This window comes from Lysobacter sp. Soil_N_51, from assembly GCF_057655755.1.
Genome location: NZ_JBDGLR010000006.1, coordinates 289,846 through 309,167, shown reverse-complemented (window position 1 = coordinate 309,167; position 19,322 = coordinate 289,846). Strand labels below are relative to the sequence as shown.

Genomic DNA, 19,322 nt, shown 5'->3' with positions numbered 1-19,322 from the left:
CCCAGTGCAATCATTCAATCGCCGTCCGCGCGCGCAAGCACCGTGGTGATCGCCTCGGCCAGCATCGCCCCGGTCACCGGCTTGCGCAGGAATACACCGAAGCCGGCGGCCTGCGCCTGCGGTTCGGCCTCGGCATCGGCGCGCGCGGTCACCGCGATCAGCGGGCGGGTGAAGCCCTGGGCACGGAACTGGCGGGCCAGATCCAGGCCGTTGATGCCGGGCAGGTCCAGATCGAGCAAGGCCAGATCGAAACGCGCGGTCGCGAGCTCGGCCAGCGCGGCCAAGCCGTTAGGCACGTGACTGACCCGATGCCCTTGCGCGCGCAGCAGGCCGCCGATGACTTCGGCGACGGTGGCGTCGTCTTCGACCAAAAGCAAAGCCAGCGCGCCCACCTGAAAGCCACGCAAGGAAGGCTCCGGCGTTGAAGCTAAAGCCACCCGCGGCACCTCCACCTCCAACAACGGCAAATCCAAAACAAACCGCGCCCCCTGCCCCGCCTCGCTGACCACCGCGACCTGCCCATCCATCGCCGCGGCCAGTTCCTGACAGATCGCCAGACCCAACCCGCTGCCGCCGTAACGCGCCGCGGTGCGCGCGCCCTCGGCCTGCTCGAAGCGACGGAACAAACGCGCTTTCTGTTCTTCGTTCAACCCCGGTCCGGTGTCGGCGACTTCGAAGCGCACGCCCTGCGGCGCCAGCGCCTCCACGCGCAGGCTTACCGTGCCTTGCTCGGTGAACTTGATCGCGTTGCCGAGCAGGTTCATCAGGATCTGGCGGACCCGGCTCGGATCGCCGCGCAGGCCCTGCGGCGCGCTGTCGGCGATGTCGATGCGGAATTCCAGCCCGCGCTGGCGCGCGAGCGGCTTCATCAGCTCGGCGGCTTCCTCGACCATCGCGCGCAGGTCGAACGCACGGTCTTCGAGTTGCAGCTTGCCCGACTCGATCCGGGCAAGATCCAGCGCGTCGTTGACCAACCGCAACAGGTGTTCGCCAGCGCGTCTGATCGATTGCGTGTAGCTGCGCTGCTGCTCATCCAGGTCGGTATCGAGCAACAACTCGCTCATCCCCAACACGCCGGTCATCGGCGTGCGCACCTCATGCCCCAGCGTGGCCAGGAATCGGGTCTTCGCCTCCGAGGCCTGCTCGGCGACTTCGCGCTTGTGCACGGCCAGCTGCCAGTCGCTGCGCCGGCCCAGGCGGCGGCGATAGGCGATCGCGCCGATCGCCAGCAACGCCAGCGCGATCAACGCGAACACGATCTGCGCCCAGGTCGCGCGCCACCACGGCGGCTTGACGTGCAGCGAAAATCCGACCGGTTCGGACCAGATGCCGTCGGCGCCCGCGGCCTTGACCAGCAGGCGGTAGTCGCCCGGTTCCAGGCGCGAGAACACCCGCTCGCCGTTGGCGCGCTGTTCGATCCAGTCCGGGTCGTAGCCCTCCAGCTTGAAGCGATACACGTGCGAACGCGGATCCAGGAACGACATCAGCCGCGCGACCACGCGCAGATCGCGATCGTCGGATTCCAGCTGGATGCTGCCGCGATCGACCGGCAGCGACCATTCGTCCTCCTCGCGTCGCGCGCTGAGGCTTTCCAGGGTCAGGCGCGGCGGCCGCGCGGCCGGAAACGGCGTGTCCAGGTCGAACAGCACCAGCCCGTCCAGCGACAGCGCCGCGGCCACGCCGTCGGCGCCGCGATGCGGCGAGGTGCGGGTCAGTTCGACATTGGGAATGCCGTCGCCCAGGCCGAACAGGCGCAGCCGCTTGGCGTCGGGCGACATCATCAGCAGACCGCGCGCGGTGGTCGCCCAGACCGTGCCGTTGCGACTGACCAGCAGGCCCGAGACATTGGTGTCGGGATAGCCGGCGTTGTTGTCGATGCGCAGTTCCGGCCGCAGCCGGCCGTCCTGCCAGCGGTAGGCCTCCAGCGCGCCCTTGCGCGCCAGCCACAGGCGCTGCGGACCGGCGAAGCTCATCACCTGGATATCGTCGATATCGCCGCCGGCGACGGCGACGAACCGCTGGCCGTCCCAGCGCTTGAGTCCGGCGATGCCCGCGAACCAGGGCTGGCCGTCGGGGCCTTGCACGAAGGTGCCGGCGCCGGTCACGAAACCGCTGCTCGCGAGCACGCGTTCGGCCTCGCCCGGCGGCAGTTCGGTACCGTCGACGCGGTAGCGATGCACGGTGCCGTCGGAGAACCACAGCCACAGGCCGCCGTCGGGCAACTCGTGCAGAAACCACACGGTCGCGCCGAGGTCCTGCGAAGCAGCGTTCGACGAGGCGGCGAACGGCCACGCCCGCGCCTGGCGGGTGGCCGGATCGAACAGGCTCAGGCCGGTGGAATGGCCGATCCACAGCGTGCCGTCGGGACGCAGGAACAGCGTGTGCATCCACTTCAGCCCGAGGCCGCGGCTGTCGGCGACGGTTTCGAGTTCGCCGCTGCCGCGCCGCAGCCGGTACAGATCGGTCGCGGTCAGCAGCCAGAAGCCGCCGTCGCCGTCGGGCGCGATGTCGCGCGCATCAAGCCGGTCGATCTGACTGCTGCCGACCGAAGTGATCGACGCGAACCGATTCCAGTCCGGCGGCAGATACACCAAGCCTTGCGAATAGGTGACGAACCAGATCCCGCCTTCGTTGTCGCGCAGCATCTGCATCAGGCCGCTGCGGCGGTCCCACAGCCCGTCGCCGGCATCGTCCTGCAACAGCCGCACGTTGTTGTCGGCGTCGACCCGGTACAGGCCGGCGGTGGTGCCGATCCAGCGGCCGCCGGTCAGGTCGCCGATCACGATCGCGTTGGCCGCTTCCTCGCCCAGCTGCCACGGCGCCGGGGTCAGGCGGTCGTTGGCGTCGAGCCGGAACAGGCCGCGCTGGCTGCCGACCCAGACCGCGCCGTCGGCATCCTGCGACAACTCGCCGATGCGCACGCCGGCGGTTTCGTCGCGGCCGACCGGGCCGAAGCGGCCGTTATCGAAGCGGGTCAAGCCGTGCAAGGTGCCGACCAGCAAGCGGCCGCGCGCATCGGCGAGCAAGGCGGTGATCGGCCCGGGCGGCAGGCGCGCGCCGGCGCCGACGCCGGGCACGAAGCGCTGCACGCTGCGACCATCGGGGGCAATGCGGCACATGTGGCCGGCGTAGGTCGCGGTCCAGATCGCGCCGTCGGGGGTGCCGGTCAGGTAGGACACATCGTCGCTGCACGAGGCATCGGCGCCGCCGAACGCGACGCGGACGAATTCCTTGCGATCGCTGCCGAGCCAGGCCAGGCCGTCGCGGCTGGCGACCCAGATCCGGTCGCGCCCGTCGATGTAGAGGTCTTCGAGCATGTTGTCCGGCAACGAGCCGGACAGGCCGATGGTGTGGCGCCAGGTGCTGAACGCGACGCCGTCGTAGCGGGCCAGGCCGTCCTCGGTGGCGATCCACAGATAGCCCTGTTGGTCGAGTTCCATCGCCAGCACCGACTTGGGCAGCCCCTGTTCCTGGCCGAAGCGGCGGAAGCGCGGGGTTTCCGGAAGGCGGGCCTGCGCCTGCATGGCGAACTGAGCGCCGAACAACAACAGCAGGAGCAGACACAGATTACGTCCCAACACGGACTCCTCCTGGACCGCGAGCGATTCTCTCCCGGTAAGGCCGGTGCGCTATCGTCGCAACGGCCCCGGTCGGGCGCAAGCGCGCGACCGCGCAGGGCCACGGGGCGGGGCGTGGATCCATGTCGAATCATGGGTAAAGACGCGCGACGTCACGGTTCTGCGCCGAAGCGGTTGCGTTGAGGCAGCGCATCGTTGTCGTCGGGTCGCCTGCAGCGGCTCCAATTGCGACGCACTCGAAGCGATCGGGCGAAGCGAAGCAAACGCGTCGGGCTCATGCCCTACACGCGCTAGGTCCGCTGCATCGCCCAGCGATCGAATCGCGGCGGTGGCTTAGTCGCCGACCGCCGGTTCCGCGGCCGGTTGCAACACCGCGCGCAAGGCATCGGCCAGCATCGCGCCGGTCACCGGTTTGCGCAGGAAGCGGTCGAATCCGGCCGCGCTGGCCTGCGGTTCGGCATCGGCATCGGCGCGCGCGGTCACCGCGATCAGCGGCTGGGCGAAACCTTGTGCGCGGAACTGGCGCGCAAGGTCCAGGCCGTTGATGCCGGGCAAATCCAGATCGAGCAAGGCCAGATCGAAATTCGCGGTCGCCACTTCGGCCAGCGCCGCCAGACCGTTGGCGACATGAGTCACCCGATGGCCCTGAACGCGCAACAGGCCGGCGATCACCTCGGCCACGGTGGGATCGTCTTCGACCAAAAGCAAAGCCAACGGCCCCACCTGCAAGCCACGCAAGGAAGGCTCCGGCGTTGAACCCGCAACCACCCGCGGCGGATCTACTTCAGCCAAAGGCAGATCGAACACGAACCGCGCCCCCTGCCCCGGCTCGCTGTACACCGCGATCTGTCCTTCCATCGCCGCGGCCAGTTCCTGGCAGATCGCCAAGCCCAGCCCGCTGCCGCCGTAACGCGCCGCGGTGCGCGCGCCCTCGGCCTGTTCGAAGCGGCGAAACAGTCGCGCCTTCTGTTCTTCGTTCAAGCCCGGCCCGGTGTCGGCGACTTCGAAACGCACGCCTTGCGGCGACAGCGCTTCGACCACCAGCCCGACCCGCCCGACCTCGGTGAACTTGATCGCGTTGCCGATCAGGTTCATCAGCACCTGGCAGACCCGGCTCGGATCGCCGCGCAGGCCCTGCGGCGCGCTCGCGGCGACCTTCACCTCGAAGCTCAAGCCGCGCTGCTGCGCCAGCGGCCGCATCAACTCGGCGGCCTGATCGACCAGCGCGCGCAGATCGAAGGCTTCGTCGGCGAGTTCCAGCTTGCCCGACTCGATCCGCGCCAGATCCAGCGCGTCGTTGACCAACCGCAACAGATGTTCGCCAGCGCGTCTGATCGATTGCGTATAGCCGCGCTGTTTTTCATCCAGTTGCGTGTCGAGCAACAACTCGCTCATCCCCAGCACACCCGTCATCGGCGTGCGCACCTCATGCCCGAGCGTCGCCAGAAAGCGCGTCTTCGCCAACGACGCCTGCTTGGCCACTTCGCGCTCGTGCTCGGCGCGTTGCCACGACAAGCGCCGCTTGAGCCTGCGACGCCACGCCGCCGCGCCCGACCACACCGCCAACGCGATCAATCCGATCAACGCCGCCAACGCCGGCGGCGTGCGCCACCACGGCGGGCGCACGTTGAATTCCAACGTACGTTCTTCGGCGACATTGCCGTTGGCGTCGACCGCGCGCGCATGCAGCAGGTAGTTGCCCGACGGCAGGCCGGCGAACACGCGCTCGCCGGTTTCGCCAACCGAGACCCAGTCGTTGTCGTAACCGTCCAGGCGGGTGTAATAGCGATTGCCCTGCGGATCGTCGAACGACAGCAGGCGCATCTGCACGCGCATCTCGCGATCGTCCGGCGCCAGCGACGGCATCGATTCGTAACGCGAGGCGCGCTCGGAACCCGACGCGCGCGCCGGGTTCTGCAACGGCAGCGGCACCCAGCGCCCATGCCGGCGCACGTCGAGCTGATGCCATTGCAGGCGCGGCTGACGCGGCGGCGGATCGGGCAAGGCGGTGTCGATCAACACCACGCTGCCGTCCGACAACGACGCGGCCAGCACGCCGTCGCGGGTCAACACCGAAGTGCGGCGCAGGAATTCCTGGCTGCTCATGCCGTCCTGCACACCAAAGCGGCGCAACTGGCGGCGCAGCGGGTCCCAACGGAACAGGCCGCGCGAGGTCGGCAACCAGATCTTGCCGCCGCGATCGCGGAACAGGCCGGTGCCTTCGACCGCGGGAATGCCGTCCTCGACCCCGGCGCGCGATTCCAGCCGCCAGCGGCCGCCGCTGTCGAGCGTGTAATGTTCCAGCCCGTTCAAGCGCTGCAACCACAGGCTGGACGCGCTTTCGAACACGAAACCGAACACCCGGTCGACCGGCAGCCCGGGCACCGGACGCATGACGTTGCGGGCCGCGTCGCGGCGCAGCAGGCCCTGGCCGGAGGCGATCCACAGTACGCCGTCGGGCGCGAACGCCATCGAATCCAGATCGCCGCTGCCGATGCCCTGCTGGGTGCCGACCAGGATCGAAGCCAGCACCTGACCGCTGTCGGTGTCGCGTTGTTGCAGGCCTTCGGTGAGATAGGAAATCCACAGGGTGCCGTCGGGCGCGATCACCATCCGGTCGGGCTCGCCGCCGAGCACCGGTTCGGGCGTGTCGACGGTCCAGTCGCGCCAGATCCCCGACGGATCGATCCGCACCAGATTATTGCGGCTGGTCGCGATCCATAATCGGCCCTGGCGGTCCTCGACCGCGGCATTCGGAATGCCGCCCTTGCCCATCGCATCGTGCGGGCCGTCGGTGACCGGTTCGACCACGCCGTCCAGGCCCAGCCGCTCGATCTCGCCGCGCGCGCCGATCAGCCAGAAACCGCCGCGCGAGGACGGCGTCACCGCGGTGTACAGCTCGCTCGACAAGGTGCCGCGTTCGCGCGAGTACTGGGCGATGCGGCGCCAGTCCGAACGCAGATAACCCACCCCGACCCCGGCCAGCGGGAACCAGAACGAGCCATCGTCCTGACCGACGATCTGCTGCACCGGTCGCGCCGGACGCGCCGGCCCCAACGCGACCGGCAGCGGCACCGCGCCTGGCGCCGCGCGCCAGATGCTGCGCTGGGTGCCGAGCCAGAAATTGCCGTCGCGGTCCGGCGCCAGGGTCAGCACCGCGTTGAGATTGCCGAACATCACCGAATAGTCCGGATCGGTCCAGCGGCCGTCGCGCTCGCGCCGGTACAGGCCGGTCTTGGCGCCGACCCACAGCTGATCGCCGACCGGGGTGACCGACATCACCCACGGGGTCGGGTCCGGGCCGGGCACGGCGATGCGTTCGAAATCGTTGCCGGTCCAGCGCGCCAGGCCCTTGAAGGTGCCGATCCACAGATCGCCGTGGTCGTCGAAGCTCAGCGACAGCACTGTCGGCGACGGCAGGCTGTGCGGATCGCCGTCCTTGGGCATGTAGCGGTGGATGCGGCCGTCGCGATCGAGCCGGTGCAGGCCGCCGCCGTAGGTGCCGAACCAGACCTCGCCGTCGCGGCTGGCCACGGCGAAGGTGTCGTCGCTGCCGATCCGCGGCTGCTCGGCGCGGCGGTAATGCACGAAGCCGGCGCGGCGCGCGTCCATCATGCTCAGGCCGCGACCCTCGGCCGACACCCAGATGCGGTCGCGATCGTCGACCGTGACCAGGGTCAGGTCGTTGCCGGGCAGCGAACCCGGATCGCCGGGCGTGTGCCGCCACACCTTCATGCCGATGCCGTCGTAGCGCGCCAGGCCGTCGGTCGTGGCCAGCCACAGATAGCCGGCATGGTCGAAGGCCATGCCGTTGACCTTGCTCGACGGCAACCCGTCGGCCACGCCGATGATGCGCGCGCGCGGCGCTTCGGGCACGGCGGCGCCGGCCGCGAAGGCGGCGCACAGGCCCAGGCAGGCGCATAACAGCGATCGCAGCATCCGGCTTCCTTCTCCCCCGACGCGCCGTCCTGGCGGCCGATGACTCTATCCTGACAGTGACCTGACCCCGCACTGACGCCCGCCTGACAGTTTTGCCGGGCGCGCGCAGTCCATGTCCCCAGGCATTAGGCTCGACGATCGGGCCGCGCGAAGCAAATACGTATTTTCGGTGCCGCGCCGGCCGTGGCCGGAGTCCATGCTGAGACGGCCTGTCGATTGGCCCGTCGATTGCCCGGACGATCGAGCCGTCGAGCGGTCGGTCGATCAAGCCTGGACCGGCCGTCCGAAACGGATCGTTGCGCACGACTCGACACGACCTTACCCGGCTGTGCCTAGAATCCCCGGACCTTGCAGGAGCCGCCATGTCCGCCATCCACCGCCGCGCCATCGCCCTGACCGTGCTCGCGGCCCTGCCGTCGGCGGCCGCCGCCGCGGAGCTGGAGACCTACGGCTTCGACCCGGTGCACACCCGGGTGATGTTCGCCATTTCCCACGCCGGTTTCTCGCAAGCGATCGGCACCGTGTCCGGCAGCGCCGGCACCCTGCGCTTCGATCGCGACGACTGGCGCAGCGCGCAATTGGACGTGCAGGTGCCGCTGACCCGGCTCGAGATGGGCGACGCGAAATGGAACAAGGCCACGCTCGCGGCCAACCTGCTCGACGGCAAGCGCTACCCGCTCGCGCGTTTCGTGTCCGAACGCACCGAACCGGTCGCCGGCGACCCCGACCGCGCCCAGGTCTGCGGCCAACTGACCCTGCACGGCGTGACCAAGCCGCTGTGCATGGACGTGAAGCTCAACCAGCTCAAGCGCCATCCGCTGCCGCCGTTCCACCGCACCGCCGGCTTTTCCGCGAGCGCGCGCCTGAGCCGCGCGCAATTCGGCATCGACGCATGGAAATCGGTGATCGGCGACGACGTCGAACTGCGCATCGAAGCCGAAGCGGTGCGCGACAGATACGTCGGCGCTGCACCGGCCGCGGCCGGTGCCGGACCCGCGGACGACGCGGCCGACACATCGCCCGCGGATACTCCACCCGCGCAGGATCAACCCAGCACGCCCCAACCCGCCGACCCCGGCGCAGCCAAGCCCCAACCGGAGCCCAGCCGATGACTCTGAAAAACACCGCCGACCGATGGGGCGCCGTCAGCCAGTTGCTGCATTGGCTGGTCGTGCTGCTGATCGCGACCATCGCCGTGATCGGCCTGGTCATGACCGACATGAGCAACGGGCCGTCGAAGATCAAGATCTACGCCCTGCACAAATCGCTCGGCCTGACCCTGCTGACCCTGGTCGTGCTGCGCCTGCTGTGGCGGCTCTACGCCGGCGCGCCCAAGCCGGTCGAAGGCACCCCGCACTGGCAGGAACGCATCGCCTCGCTCACCCACTGGGCCTTGTATGTCCTGATGTTCGCCCTGCCGATTTCCGGCTGGGTGTTCAATTCGTCCTCGGGCTATCCGCTGCAGTACTTCGGCCTGTTCAACCTGCCTAAGATCGCGCCGCGCGGCGAAGAGCTCGCGCAGCTCAGCCATCAAGTCCACGAATACGGTTTCTGGCTGCTGCTGGCGCTGGTCGTCGCGCACGCCGGCGCTGCGTTCTATCACCACCTGTTCCAGAACGACGACACCTTGACCCGGATGCTGCCGCGAGGCCCGCGCGGCCGCCGGGCCGAACGCGATTCGACCCTCGACGCCCTTCCTCCCGGTTCCTCCCCCTCCTCCACCTCGGAGACCCTCGATGCAGATTAAATCCCTCGCCCTGGCCGCGGCCCTGTTCGCCGCCGCGCCCGCGTTCGCCGCCGACTACGTGCAGCAGACCGGCTCGACCTTGACCTTCGCCACCAAGTACCAGGGCGAAGTATTCGCCGGCACGTTCCCCGGTTTCACCGCGCGCCTGAGCTTCGACCCGGCGCGTCTGGACACCTCCAAGCTCGACGTGGTGATCCCGCTGGCCGGCACCAACAGCAAGAACGCCGAGCGCGACGACACCCTCAAGGGCGCGGATTTCTTCAACATCGCCAAGTTCGCGCAGGCGCGTTTCACCGCGACCAAGTTCCGCAGCCTGGGCGGCAACAACTACGCCGCCGACGGCAGCCTGAACCTGCGCGGCGCGACCAAGCCGGTGACCTTGAACTTCACCTGGACCGCCGGCGACAAACCGGTGCTGACCGGCAAGGCCACGGTCAAGCGCCTGGACTTCGGCGTCGGCGGCGGCGACTGGGCCGACACGTCGATCATTCCCAACGAAGTGGCGGTAAGCACGAAGGTCGTGTTCGCGCCGGCGAAGTAAGCGCATCGACGCGGCGCGCCGCAATGGCGCGCCGTGGGTGGAACATCCACCGGTGTTTTATTCGCGCGGCGACGCGCCGGTATCGCAATGGCGTCGTGATGCGACATTACCGCGATGCTTGATGGGTTGATGACGCGTCATGGTTCACCGACCGCAACCCCACGTTTGAGGTTGCAACGCGCCTCTTCCCCACCGCAACGTGGCATCTTCAATCGCAACGCGGCCGCTTGGCGCCTTGTCGATCGCCTTGAGCACGAAGTCTTTGTGGGAGGGGCTCAAGCCCCGACGCTTTTCGTTCCGATCGCGATGTTCTTCGCGACCTGATCGAGCGATGTCGCGGCTCGCACCGCTCCTACAGGTAGGCCATGCACCTTAGGCTTGGGCCTGAAGCCGCGCAGTCCATCCAGCGCTGCGAACCAACTAATTCGCGAGAGCAAAAGCACACCCGGAGGGCGACGCGCATGGATGCGCGTCGCGCGCCACCGGGACATGGATGTCCCGTGTGGCGCGTGCCCGCGTATGCACCGCACTCGCGGGCCTTTGATCCAAAAAAAGCGTTTTTCTTTGGTTACCTTTCTTTTGTCGCTTTTGACAAAAGAAAGTGACCCGCCGCTTTAGTGGCGGAAGCTTTTGATCTTGCTTCAGGCTTTGAAGCTCCAAAGTTTTGAAGCTTCAAAATCTTCAAGCCAAAAACAAGATCAGCAGCTTTCGTCCGCGAGCGGCCGAGTTACTTTCTTTTGTCAAAAGCGACAAAAGAAAGGTAACCAAAGAAAAACGCTTTTTTATGGATCAAGTGCCCGCGCGTGCGGTGCGTTCGCGGGCATGCACCACACGAGACATCCTGTCTCGGTGGTGCACGGCGCACATCCATGTGCGCCGCCCTCCGGGTGTGCTTTTGTTATCGCAAGCCAGTGGCTTCGCAGCGCTGGCAATGAAATCTGACTTCAGGTGAGAGCCACATGGCCTACCTGTAGGAGCGGCGTGAGCCGCGACCGTGGGAGCGCAGCTACGACGCGAACTGCGAGGTCGCTGTGATCACGCAATCGCGGCTTACGCCGCTCCTACCCGCCGCATCCGCAGCAACCCTCACTCCCGCCCAGCCGCGCCCAACCAATCAACCACCCGCCCCGCATCGAACGGCCAATCCAGTTCCACCCCACGCCCCTCGTCGCGCAACACCGGCACGCGCTCGCCATAGCGCGCCTCCAGCGCCTCATCGTCGTCGATGAACACACTGTCGAACTCCGATGCACGCGCCTGCGCCAACACCGCCAGCGCCAGGTCGCATAGATGGCAATCGTCGCGTTGGAACAAAGTCAGCACAGTCCGGCTTGGGCTCATCGTCAATTCGCTGCGGTATGGCGGGAAAACCTGCCACGGTCGATACCACGCGCGTGAACAGCGCGGCACTCGCCGCGGCAGGGCGCGCGTAGAATACGCCGCTCAACACCCCGCGGCCCGACCAGTGCGCCGGTCCGCGCGGCACGCCAGCAACGCCCGACCCCCTTCGTTGGAGCAGCAAGCCCGTGGCAGTCAGCAGTTTCGACCTGTTCAAGATCGGCATCGGCCCGAGTTCCTCGCACACCGTCGGCCCGATGCGCGCCGCCGCGCGCTTCATCGAGCGCTGGCTGATCGAAGGCAACGGCAGCGGCGAACCCGGCGCCGACCTCGCCCGCACCGCGCGCGTGCGCGCCGAGGTGTTCGGCTCGCTGGCCCTGACCGGGCGCGGCCACGGCACCGACAAAGCCGTGCTGATGGGCCTGGAAGGCCATTGGCCGAACCAGATCGACCCCGACATCATCCCGGCCGCGCTCGAACGCATCCGCAAGAGCAAGCGGATCAACCTGTTCGGCCGTCACGAGATCGGCTTCGACGAGAAGCACGACCTGATCATGAACAAGCGGCAGAAACTGCCGTTCCACACCAACGGCATGCGCTTCACCGCGTTCGACGCCGACGGCAACGTGATCGCCACCCGCGACTACTACTCGGTCGGCGGCGGCTTCGTGGTCAACCAGGACGAAGCGGCCGAAGACCGCATCGTCGCCGACACCACCGATCAGCCCTATCCGTTTCACTCCGGCGACCAGTTGCTCGCGCAGGCCGCAAGCAGCGGCCTGACCATCGCCGAGATGATGATGGCCAACGAGCGCGTGTGGCGCACCGATGAGCAGATCAACGCCGGCCTGGACGAAATCTGGAACGCGATGCAGGCCTGCGTCGCGCGCGGCATCCGCCAGACCGGCACCCTGCCCGGCGGCCTGCACGTGTCGCGGCGCGCGCCGGCCTTGTTCGCCGAATTGTCGACCAAGCCCGAGGCGGCGATGCGCGATCCGCTGACCGTGCTCGACTGGGTCAATCTGTACGCGCTCGCGGTCAACGAGGAAAACGCCGCCGGCGGCCGCGTGGTCACCGCGCCGACCAACGGCGCGGCCGGCATCATTCCCTCGGTGCTGCATTACTATGATCGCTTCTGCCCCGGCGCCAACCTGCAGGGCGTGCGCAACTTCCTGCTGACCGCGGCCGCGGTCGGCATCCTGTACAAGGAAAACGCCTCGATCAGCGGCGCCGAAGTCGGCTGCCAGGGCGAAGTCGGCGTGGCCTGTTCGATGGCCGCCGCCGGCCTGGTCGCCGCGCTCGGCGGCACCACCAGCCAGATCGAGAACGCTGCCGAAATCGGCATGGAACACAACCTCGGCCTGACCTGCGATCCGATCGGCGGTCTCGTGCAGATCCCGTGCATTGAGCGCAACGCGATGGGCGCGGTCAAGGCGATCAACGCCTATCGCATGGCGATGCGCGGCGACGGCAAGCACAAGGTCAGCCTGGACAAGGTGATCAAGACCATGCGCGACACCGGCCGCGACATGCAGGACAAGTACAAGGAAACCTCGCGCGGCGGCCTGGCGGTCAACGTCATCGAGTGCTGATGCGGTGAACGGACCGCTGCGCCATCGAGATGCCGGCAAGTGGCTGACATCGTTCGCCGAGCGCGTCGAAGTCGTGTGCCCGCGCTGCGGTCAGGCCGGCGTCGTACGCGCCAGCTGGGCGGACCGGCAATGGACGACCGCCTTCCTGTGTACGCATTGCCAGCTTGACGCACGCAGCGAACGCAATGACTGGTTGGGCCAGGTGCACCTGACCGGCCGTCGTCCCTGCGGCTATTGCGGCCATCAGTGGCTGCGCGTGAATCAGATCCAACGCGGCTTCGGCACAGCCCCGGTCGCACTTATCGAATCGCGGCGGACCCCGCACCCCGACACGGTCGCGGTGCGTTGCCCGATCTGCAAACACAGCAGCGAGGTCGCGCTCTCGGCCAGCCGCAAACACGACAACGAAGGTCACGACCCGCATTTCGGCCTGCCGCTGCGCTTGATCGAACGCACCCGCGCCGGCCTGTTGTGGGTCTACAACGCCGAACACATCGATGAGCTCAGGCGCTACATCGCCGCCGACCAGCGCGAGCGATACCGCACGGCCGGCAACAAGACCATGGTCGCGCGGCTGCCGACCTGGATGAAACTCGCGCGGCACCGATCGATGATGCTCAAGGCATTGGATCGTCTGGCGGCGAAACTGGACGCGCCGCGCGCGTCATGACCGCGATGCGCTGCCTGGTGCTGCCCGGCATGGACGGCACCGGCGCCTTGCTGGACGACTTCATCGCCGCGATGGCGCCGCGCTTCGACACCCAGGTCATCGCCTATCCGTGCGATCGCGCGCTGGGTTACGCCGAGCTCGCGGCATTCGTGCAACCGCAATTGCCGGCCGACCGGCCCTATCTGTTGCTCGGCGAATCCTTCTCCGGCCCGATAGCGATCGCGCTGGCCGCGCAACGGCCGCCGAACCTGGCCGGATTGGCGCTGTGCGCGTCGTTCGCGCGTTCACCCCGACCGCCGTGGTCGCCCTGGTCCGCCGCGATGTTGCCGCGCTGGGCGACGAAACTGCCGGTGTCGCGCGTTCCCGTCCCGCTGATCGCGCAAATGATGCTCGGCCGTTGGTCGGACGCGCGATGGCGCGCGCGCATTGAGGCGACATTGGATGCGGTGCGGCCGGCGGTGCTCGCGCATCGGCTCGATGCGGTGCGCACGGTCGACGCGACCGCCGCGCTGGGCGAGATCGATCTGCCGCTACTGTACCTGCGCGCGACCCGCGACCGGTTGGTCGGACCCGACAGTCTGTCGGCGATCCAGCATACGCAGCCGCAGGTGCGATGCGTGGACATCGATGCGCCGCATTTCATCCTGCAGGCCTGCCCCGAACAGGCCGCGCGCGCGATACGGCAATGGTGCGACGAGGCCTTGCCGTCGTCGCCAGCCACCCCGGCCGCTCACGCCCCGTAATCTTGTGTGGGTGGGGAGCTTGGTCCCGTCGCTTTCCGATCAGGCGCGACGCGGATGCGATGCGATCGGGACAACATCGTGCGGCTAAACCCACGCCCCTAAAACCATCCGCCTCGCCCTGCGCGACCAACGCCGGCACCGCCAGACCACACCGCCTCCGCCAGCCGCGAATTTCACCGTGTTTTCCCAGGCCACATGGGCCTACTATCGGGCAGAGCCAGCCGGAGCCACCCGCCCATGCCAGCCCGCTTGAGCCGTCGCGACTTCCTCAAATGCAGCGTGGTCGCCGGCATTACGGTCTACGTCGCCGCCCCCGGCAGCGCCGCGCTCGCGGCCTTGTTCGAAAAAGAACGCCTGCGGCCGATGCCCTGGGACCCGGCCACCGGCCGCATCCGCTACCGCACCGACGCCACCGCCAAGGTCACCGGCGAAAAACTCTTCAGCTACGACATGCGTTCGCACGACCTGCCTGGATGGCCGCGCGAACAGGCCCACGCGATGCTGCTGCGCGTGACCCAGGCCGACCGGGTCTATCAAGGCTTCGACCTGTCCTCGCTGCCGGCCGACCTGCAGCCCGACCGCACCGTCACCGCCGCCGACCTGGCCCGCGACGGAGTCGCGTTTCCGCCCTTCTACGGCGAGGACCTGCTGCTGCCCGAAGGCAAGACCCCGGCCTACCTTGGCCAGGCGGTGGCGCTGCTGATCTGGAACGATTTCGCCCGCTTCCGCGCCGCCAAGAGCCGGCTCAAGTTCCGCGACGAGCTGATCCGTTGGGGCGCGCAGACCGGGCCGCTCGAACGCGACCCGTGGGCCACGTTCCGCTATGTGCGGGTCGGCGGCGCCAGCGCGTTCGACGACGACGCGTACTCGAGCTACAAGGACACCGTGCTGTTCCCCAGCGGCTACAAGAAGCACAACCCGCAATGGGTGACCGGCGATGCCGCCGGCAAGCTCGACGCGCAGGGCGTGGCGCATGCCGACGCGATGGCGGCCGAACTCGATCGTCCCGGCGACGGCAAGCTGGTGTTCGAACGCGAGTATTTCTCGCAATCGATCGACACCGCGGCGATGGAGCTGGACAACGGCAACGGCTGGTTCGACGCCGAAACCGGCACCGTGCATCTGGTCAGCGCCACCCAGTCGCCGAACGAGATCGCCGAACTGGGCCCACCGATGCTCGCCGCGAGCCGCTTCGGAGTGAAACGGCTGGTGCTGCATCCGTGCTACACGGTCGGCTACGGCTCCAAGGATCACAACGCGTTCCCGTTCGTGGTGCTGATGGCGGCGTTGTATGGAAACGGTCGACCGGTGCGCTTGGCCAACGATCGCTACGAGCAGTTCCAGTCCAGCCTCAAGCGCCACAGCTTCCGCATGCACTATCGGCTCAAGCTCGATCGCGCCAGCGGCCGCTTCGAAGTGTTTCAGGGGCGCATGCTCGGCGACGGCGGCGGGCGGATGAATTTCTCGCCGTCGGTGTGCCTGGTCGCGGCGACCGCGGCGCAGTCGATCTACTACTTCCCGCGCAGCGACCTCAGCAGCACCGTGATCGCCTCGCGCGCGCTCGACGCCGGTTCCGCGCGCGGCTACGGCACCTTGCAGAGCATGGGCGCGACCGAGATGCTGATCGACGAGATCGCCGCCGAGCTCAAGCTCGATCCGATCGAACTGCGCCTGCGCAACGTGTTCGCGACCGGGATGAAGAACACCCAGGGCGCGATCCCCGCCGGGCTGCAGCGGGCCGACGAAGTGCTGAAGAAATCGCGCGAGCATCCGCTGTGGACGCAGCGCGCGAAGCGCAAGGCCGAGTACGACGCCGCGCATCCGGGCAAGCGTTACGGCGTGGGCTTCGGTTGCGTGCAGAAGGATTACGGCACCGGCGGCGAGTCCGCGTTCGCCGAGGTCGCGCTCAGCCGCGACGGCCGCATCGCGCTGCGCCACACCGGCATCGAGATGGGCACCGGCATGGCCACCAGCCAGGCCGCGGTCTGCGCGCAATGGCTCGGCCGGCCGGCCGACGAGGTGCTGACCGGCGAAACCCAATGGTCGGAATTGCCGATGTTCGCCACCGACGACCCGTGGCTGATGTCGCAGGCCACCCAGGACGCGCACGTCGGCAATCCGCGCTGGACGCCGAACTACGCCAGCCCGAGCAGCGCCAGCAATTCGGCCTATTTCTTCAGTCACGGCAGCCGCGAAGCCGCGCGTCTGCTGTTCACTCAGGGCCTGTGGCCGGCGGCGCAGGCGCTGTGGAGCCAGGGCTTCGGCGGCGGCCAGCTGGCGCCGCTGGTGGCGCGGCGCGAGGACGCGCGCTGGGTCGAAGGCAAACTCAGCGCGGCCGGACTGCAGCCCTTGAGCCTGCAGCAACTCGCGGCCAAGGCCTACGAACTCGGCCTCGCCACCGGCGCGGTCGTGCATTACTTCAATCGCTGGCAATGGACCGAAGCCGAGTTTCCGCTGCGCGACGATCCGCGCCTGCCGCTCGACGGCCTCGCCTTGCGCTGGGGCGACGGCAGCGCCGACGGGCCGGGCACGCCGACCGCGAACGGTTACCGCATCGTCGAACGTACGCGGGTGTTCTATCCGCCGGTGCAGCGCAACAACGCCGGCGTCGTCTACTACAGCGCGATCGGCACGATCGCCGAGGTCGCGGTCGACACCGCCACGGGGCATGTCGACTTGCTCAATCACCATTCGATTCTCGAATGCGGCAACCAGATCGTGCCCGAACTGGTGTCGAGCCAGTTGCAGGGCGGCGTGGCGATGGGCATCGGCCATGCGCTGCACGAATTCCTGCCGCTGTACGAAGGCGGTCCCGGCGACGGCACCTGGAATTTCAACCGCTACACCCTGCCGCGCGCGCGCGATGTCGCGGTATGGCAACAGAGCGGCGAAGTGCTGCCTCCGCTGTCGCCGACCGACGCGCCCAAGGGCATGGCCGAAGTGGTGATGATCCCGATCGTGCCGGCGATCGCCAACGCGATCGCGCACGCGACCGGGTTGCGCCTGCGCGAACTGCCGATCACCCCGGACAAGATCCTCGCCGCCTTTGCCCAGGCCGAAGCGTCGAAAACACAGCCGCCGCAAGCCACGTCCATGACCGAACCCGACCAGGAGGCGCGCGCATGAGCAGCCCGAGCATCCGCACCCTTCCGCTGACCTTGCACATCAATGGCCGCGCGCAAGCCCCGGCCGACGTGCCCGAGGACATGATGCTGGTCGACGTGCTGCATGAATACCTCGGCCTGACCGGCACCCGCTTCGGTTGCGGCCAGGGCGTGTGCCGCGCCTGCACGGTGATCGTCGACGACGAGCAAGGCCCGCGCGAAGTGCGCAGTTGCATCACCGGCGCGCATTACTTCAACGGCAAGCGCATCCGCACCGTCGAAGGCCACGCCAAGCGCGACGACAGCGGCCGGATCGTCGAACTGTCGCCGGTGCAGCAGGCGTTTCTCGATCACTTCAGCTTCCAGTGCGGGTATTGCACACCGGGGTTCGTCAACGCGACCACGGTGCTGTTGGAACGCCTGGCCAAACGTCCGATCGCGACGGCCGAGGTCGAGGACACGATCACCGAGGCGCTCAATCCGCATTTGTGCCGTTGCACCGGTTACGTGCGCTATTACCAGGCGGTGAAGCAGTTGGTGCTGGAAACGCCGGGGCTGGTCAGCGATCGTGCGGCCAAGCGCGGCGATGCGGAGAAGGCGCCATGAGCCGACGCCGCTGGAAACGTTCGATCCTGCGCTTGCTGTTCTGGCTGGCGCTGATCGCGCTGGTGTGGTTGCTGGTGGACTGGCTGATCACGCGTTGGTACCACCGCGGCCCCGCCGTGCAAGTGCAAACCACGCCCGCCCAGATCGAACGCGGCAACTACCTGGCCGCCGCGGCCGACTGCGCCGCCTGCCACACCGCCGCCGGCGGCGCGCCGTTCGCCGGCGGCGTGCCGCTCGCCTCGCCGTTCGGCGTCATCCACGGCACCAACATCACGCCCGACGCTGAAACCGGCATCGGCCGCTACAGCGCCGACGACTTCTTCCACGCGATCACCCGCGGCGAAGCGCGCGACGGCCATCAGCTGTATCCGGCGATGCCGTACGTGTCGTACAAGACGATCACCCGCGAGGACAGCGACGCGATCTACGCCTATCTGATGACGCGTCCGGCGGTGAAGCAGGAGAACCGCAAGAACGGTGTGGGCTTCCCGTTCAATATCCGCACCGGCATCCATGCCTGGAACTGGCTGTTCGCCGGGGACGCCGCCAAGCCCGCATCGCAGGGCCAGTCGGCGGCGTGGAAACGCGGCGAGTACCTCGTCGAAACGCTCGGCCACTGCGGCGAATGCCACAGCCCGCGCGGAATGCTCGGACAAGTCGATCGCGATCGTCCGCTGGCCGGCAACAACGCACTCGGCCGTTTCGCCGCGCCCGCGCTGACGCCACAGGCGCTGGCCGCGCGCGGCTGGGATCGCGCCGGCCTGCGCGCTTATCTGGCGACCGGCATCGGCCCGCATGCGGTGGCGTCGGACGAAATGCTCAAGGTGGTGAATCTGTCGAGCAGCCGGCTGCGCGGCGACGATCTCGATGCGCTGACGGTTTATCTCAGCGGCGACACACCGCCGCCGCCCGCGGCCATCCCGAAGCTCGCGGCCGGCGACGACGCCTCGCCGGCGCGGCAACGCTATTACGCGCTGTGCGCCGGCTGCCACGGCCGCGACGGCGCCGGGGTGCCGCATGTGGCGCCGGCCCTGCTCGGCAACAGCGGCCTGCGCGACGCCGATCCGCACAATCTGATCGTCGCGATCCTCGACGGCCTGCCCGAACACGATCTGCCCGGACTGGAACGCATGCAGGACATGCCCGGTTTCGCCGATCAGCTAGACGATGCCCAGGTCGCCGAACTGGCGCAGTGGCTGCGCGGTCGTTATGGCGGGCAGACCGGCGCGGTGGCTGCGAGACAGGTGCGCGAGCTGCGCGAGTCGGGCGGCCAGGCGCATTGAGGGCGATTGCGCTGGCCCGGACCGGTTCAGGCCGGTTGGCACCGGCCGGTTCGAACAGGTCGCTGGAATGGGGCGGCTGGCGCACGCCCGATTCGAGCTAGCCGATTGGAACAGGCTGATTAGAACAGGCCAACTAGAACAGAGCGGTCAAAACAGGCCGCCTGAGCCAAGCCGATCAGAG

11 protein-coding genes and 1 pseudogene are annotated in these 19,322 nt (G+C 68.1%); 9 read left to right on the top strand and 3 right to left on the bottom strand.

What is annotated here, in order from left to right; translation table 11 throughout:
- Positions 1-14: 14 nt before the first annotated feature.
- Together AC3A4T_RS13190 and AC3A4T_RS13185 are read right to left on the bottom strand one after the other, a co-directional pair.
- Positions 15-3,581, bottom strand: a complete 3,567-nt coding sequence (locus tag AC3A4T_RS13190) for a hybrid sensor histidine kinase/response regulator (RefSeq protein WP_487675803.1) — start codon at positions 3,579-3,581, stop codon at positions 15-17.
- A gap of 330 nt (positions 3,582-3,911) precedes the next feature.
- Positions 3,912-7,517, bottom strand: coding sequence for a hybrid sensor histidine kinase/response regulator (locus AC3A4T_RS13185; RefSeq protein ID WP_487675802.1), 3,606 nt, complete (start codon positions 7,515-7,517; stop codon positions 3,912-3,914).
- A gap of 362 nt (positions 7,518-7,879) precedes the next feature.
- Between AC3A4T_RS13185 and AC3A4T_RS13180 the strand changes: the two genes are divergently transcribed.
- From AC3A4T_RS13180 to AC3A4T_RS13170, 3 genes and pseudogenes are all read left to right on the top strand, one after another.
- Positions 7,880-8,629, top strand: a complete 750-nt coding sequence (locus tag AC3A4T_RS13180) for a YceI family protein (protein ID WP_487675801.1) — start codon at positions 7,880-7,882, stop codon at positions 8,627-8,629.
- Positions 8,626-9,168, top strand: a pseudogene (locus tag AC3A4T_RS13175) (cytochrome b); the annotation flags it as partial. The gene AC3A4T_RS13180 and the pseudogene AC3A4T_RS13175, both read left to right, overlap by 4 nt.
- Before the next feature lie 85 nt (positions 9,169-9,253).
- Positions 9,254-9,805, top strand: a complete 552-nt coding sequence (locus AC3A4T_RS13170; protein ID WP_487675800.1) for a YceI family protein — start codon at positions 9,254-9,256, stop codon at positions 9,803-9,805.
- Between the two features lie 1,086 nt (positions 9,806-10,891).
- Here AC3A4T_RS13170 and AC3A4T_RS13165 read toward each other — a convergent pair.
- Entirely contained in the window at positions 10,892-11,128 is a 237-nt protein-coding gene (locus AC3A4T_RS13165) for a glutaredoxin family protein (RefSeq protein ID WP_487675956.1), read from the bottom strand.
- 203 nt (positions 11,129-11,331) lie between these two features.
- On the opposite strand from AC3A4T_RS13165, the gene AC3A4T_RS13160 reads away from it, so the two are divergent.
- The 6 genes from AC3A4T_RS13160 to AC3A4T_RS13135 all read left to right on the top strand — a co-directional run bounded on the left by AC3A4T_RS13160 (position 11,332) and on the right by AC3A4T_RS13135 (position 19,141).
- Positions 11,332-12,735, top strand: a complete 1,404-nt coding sequence (locus tag AC3A4T_RS13160) for an L-serine ammonia-lyase (RefSeq protein ID WP_215497685.1) — start codon at positions 11,332-11,334, stop codon at positions 12,733-12,735.
- Positions 12,736-12,739: 4 nt separating this feature from the next.
- Positions 12,740-13,405 (top strand): hypothetical protein, encoded by a 666-nt coding sequence (locus AC3A4T_RS13155; protein ID WP_487675799.1) that lies wholly within the window; start codon positions 12,740-12,742, stop codon positions 13,403-13,405.
- Entirely contained in the window at positions 13,402-14,148 is a 747-nt protein-coding gene (locus AC3A4T_RS13150) for an alpha/beta fold hydrolase (RefSeq protein WP_487675798.1), read from the top strand. Before AC3A4T_RS13155 ends, AC3A4T_RS13150 begins: the two co-directional genes overlap by 4 nt.
- Before the next feature lie 237 nt (positions 14,149-14,385).
- The gene (locus AC3A4T_RS13145; RefSeq protein WP_487675797.1) at positions 14,386-17,274 is read left to right on the top strand and encodes a xanthine dehydrogenase family protein molybdopterin-binding subunit; all 2,889 of its coding nucleotides are present in this window, start codon (positions 14,386-14,388) and stop codon (positions 17,272-17,274) included.
- Entirely contained in the window at positions 17,271-17,858 is a 588-nt protein-coding gene (locus AC3A4T_RS13140; protein WP_487675796.1) for a (2Fe-2S)-binding protein, read from the top strand. The genes AC3A4T_RS13145 and AC3A4T_RS13140 overlap by 4 nt, the downstream gene beginning before the upstream one ends.
- Positions 17,855-19,141 carry a c-type cytochrome gene (locus tag AC3A4T_RS13135; protein WP_487675795.1) on the top strand — a complete coding sequence of 429 codons (1,287 nt, stop codon included), beginning with the start codon at positions 17,855-17,857 and terminating at the stop codon, positions 19,139-19,141. Before AC3A4T_RS13140 ends, AC3A4T_RS13135 begins: the two co-directional genes overlap by 4 nt.
- Positions 19,142-19,322: the final 181 nt, after the last annotated feature.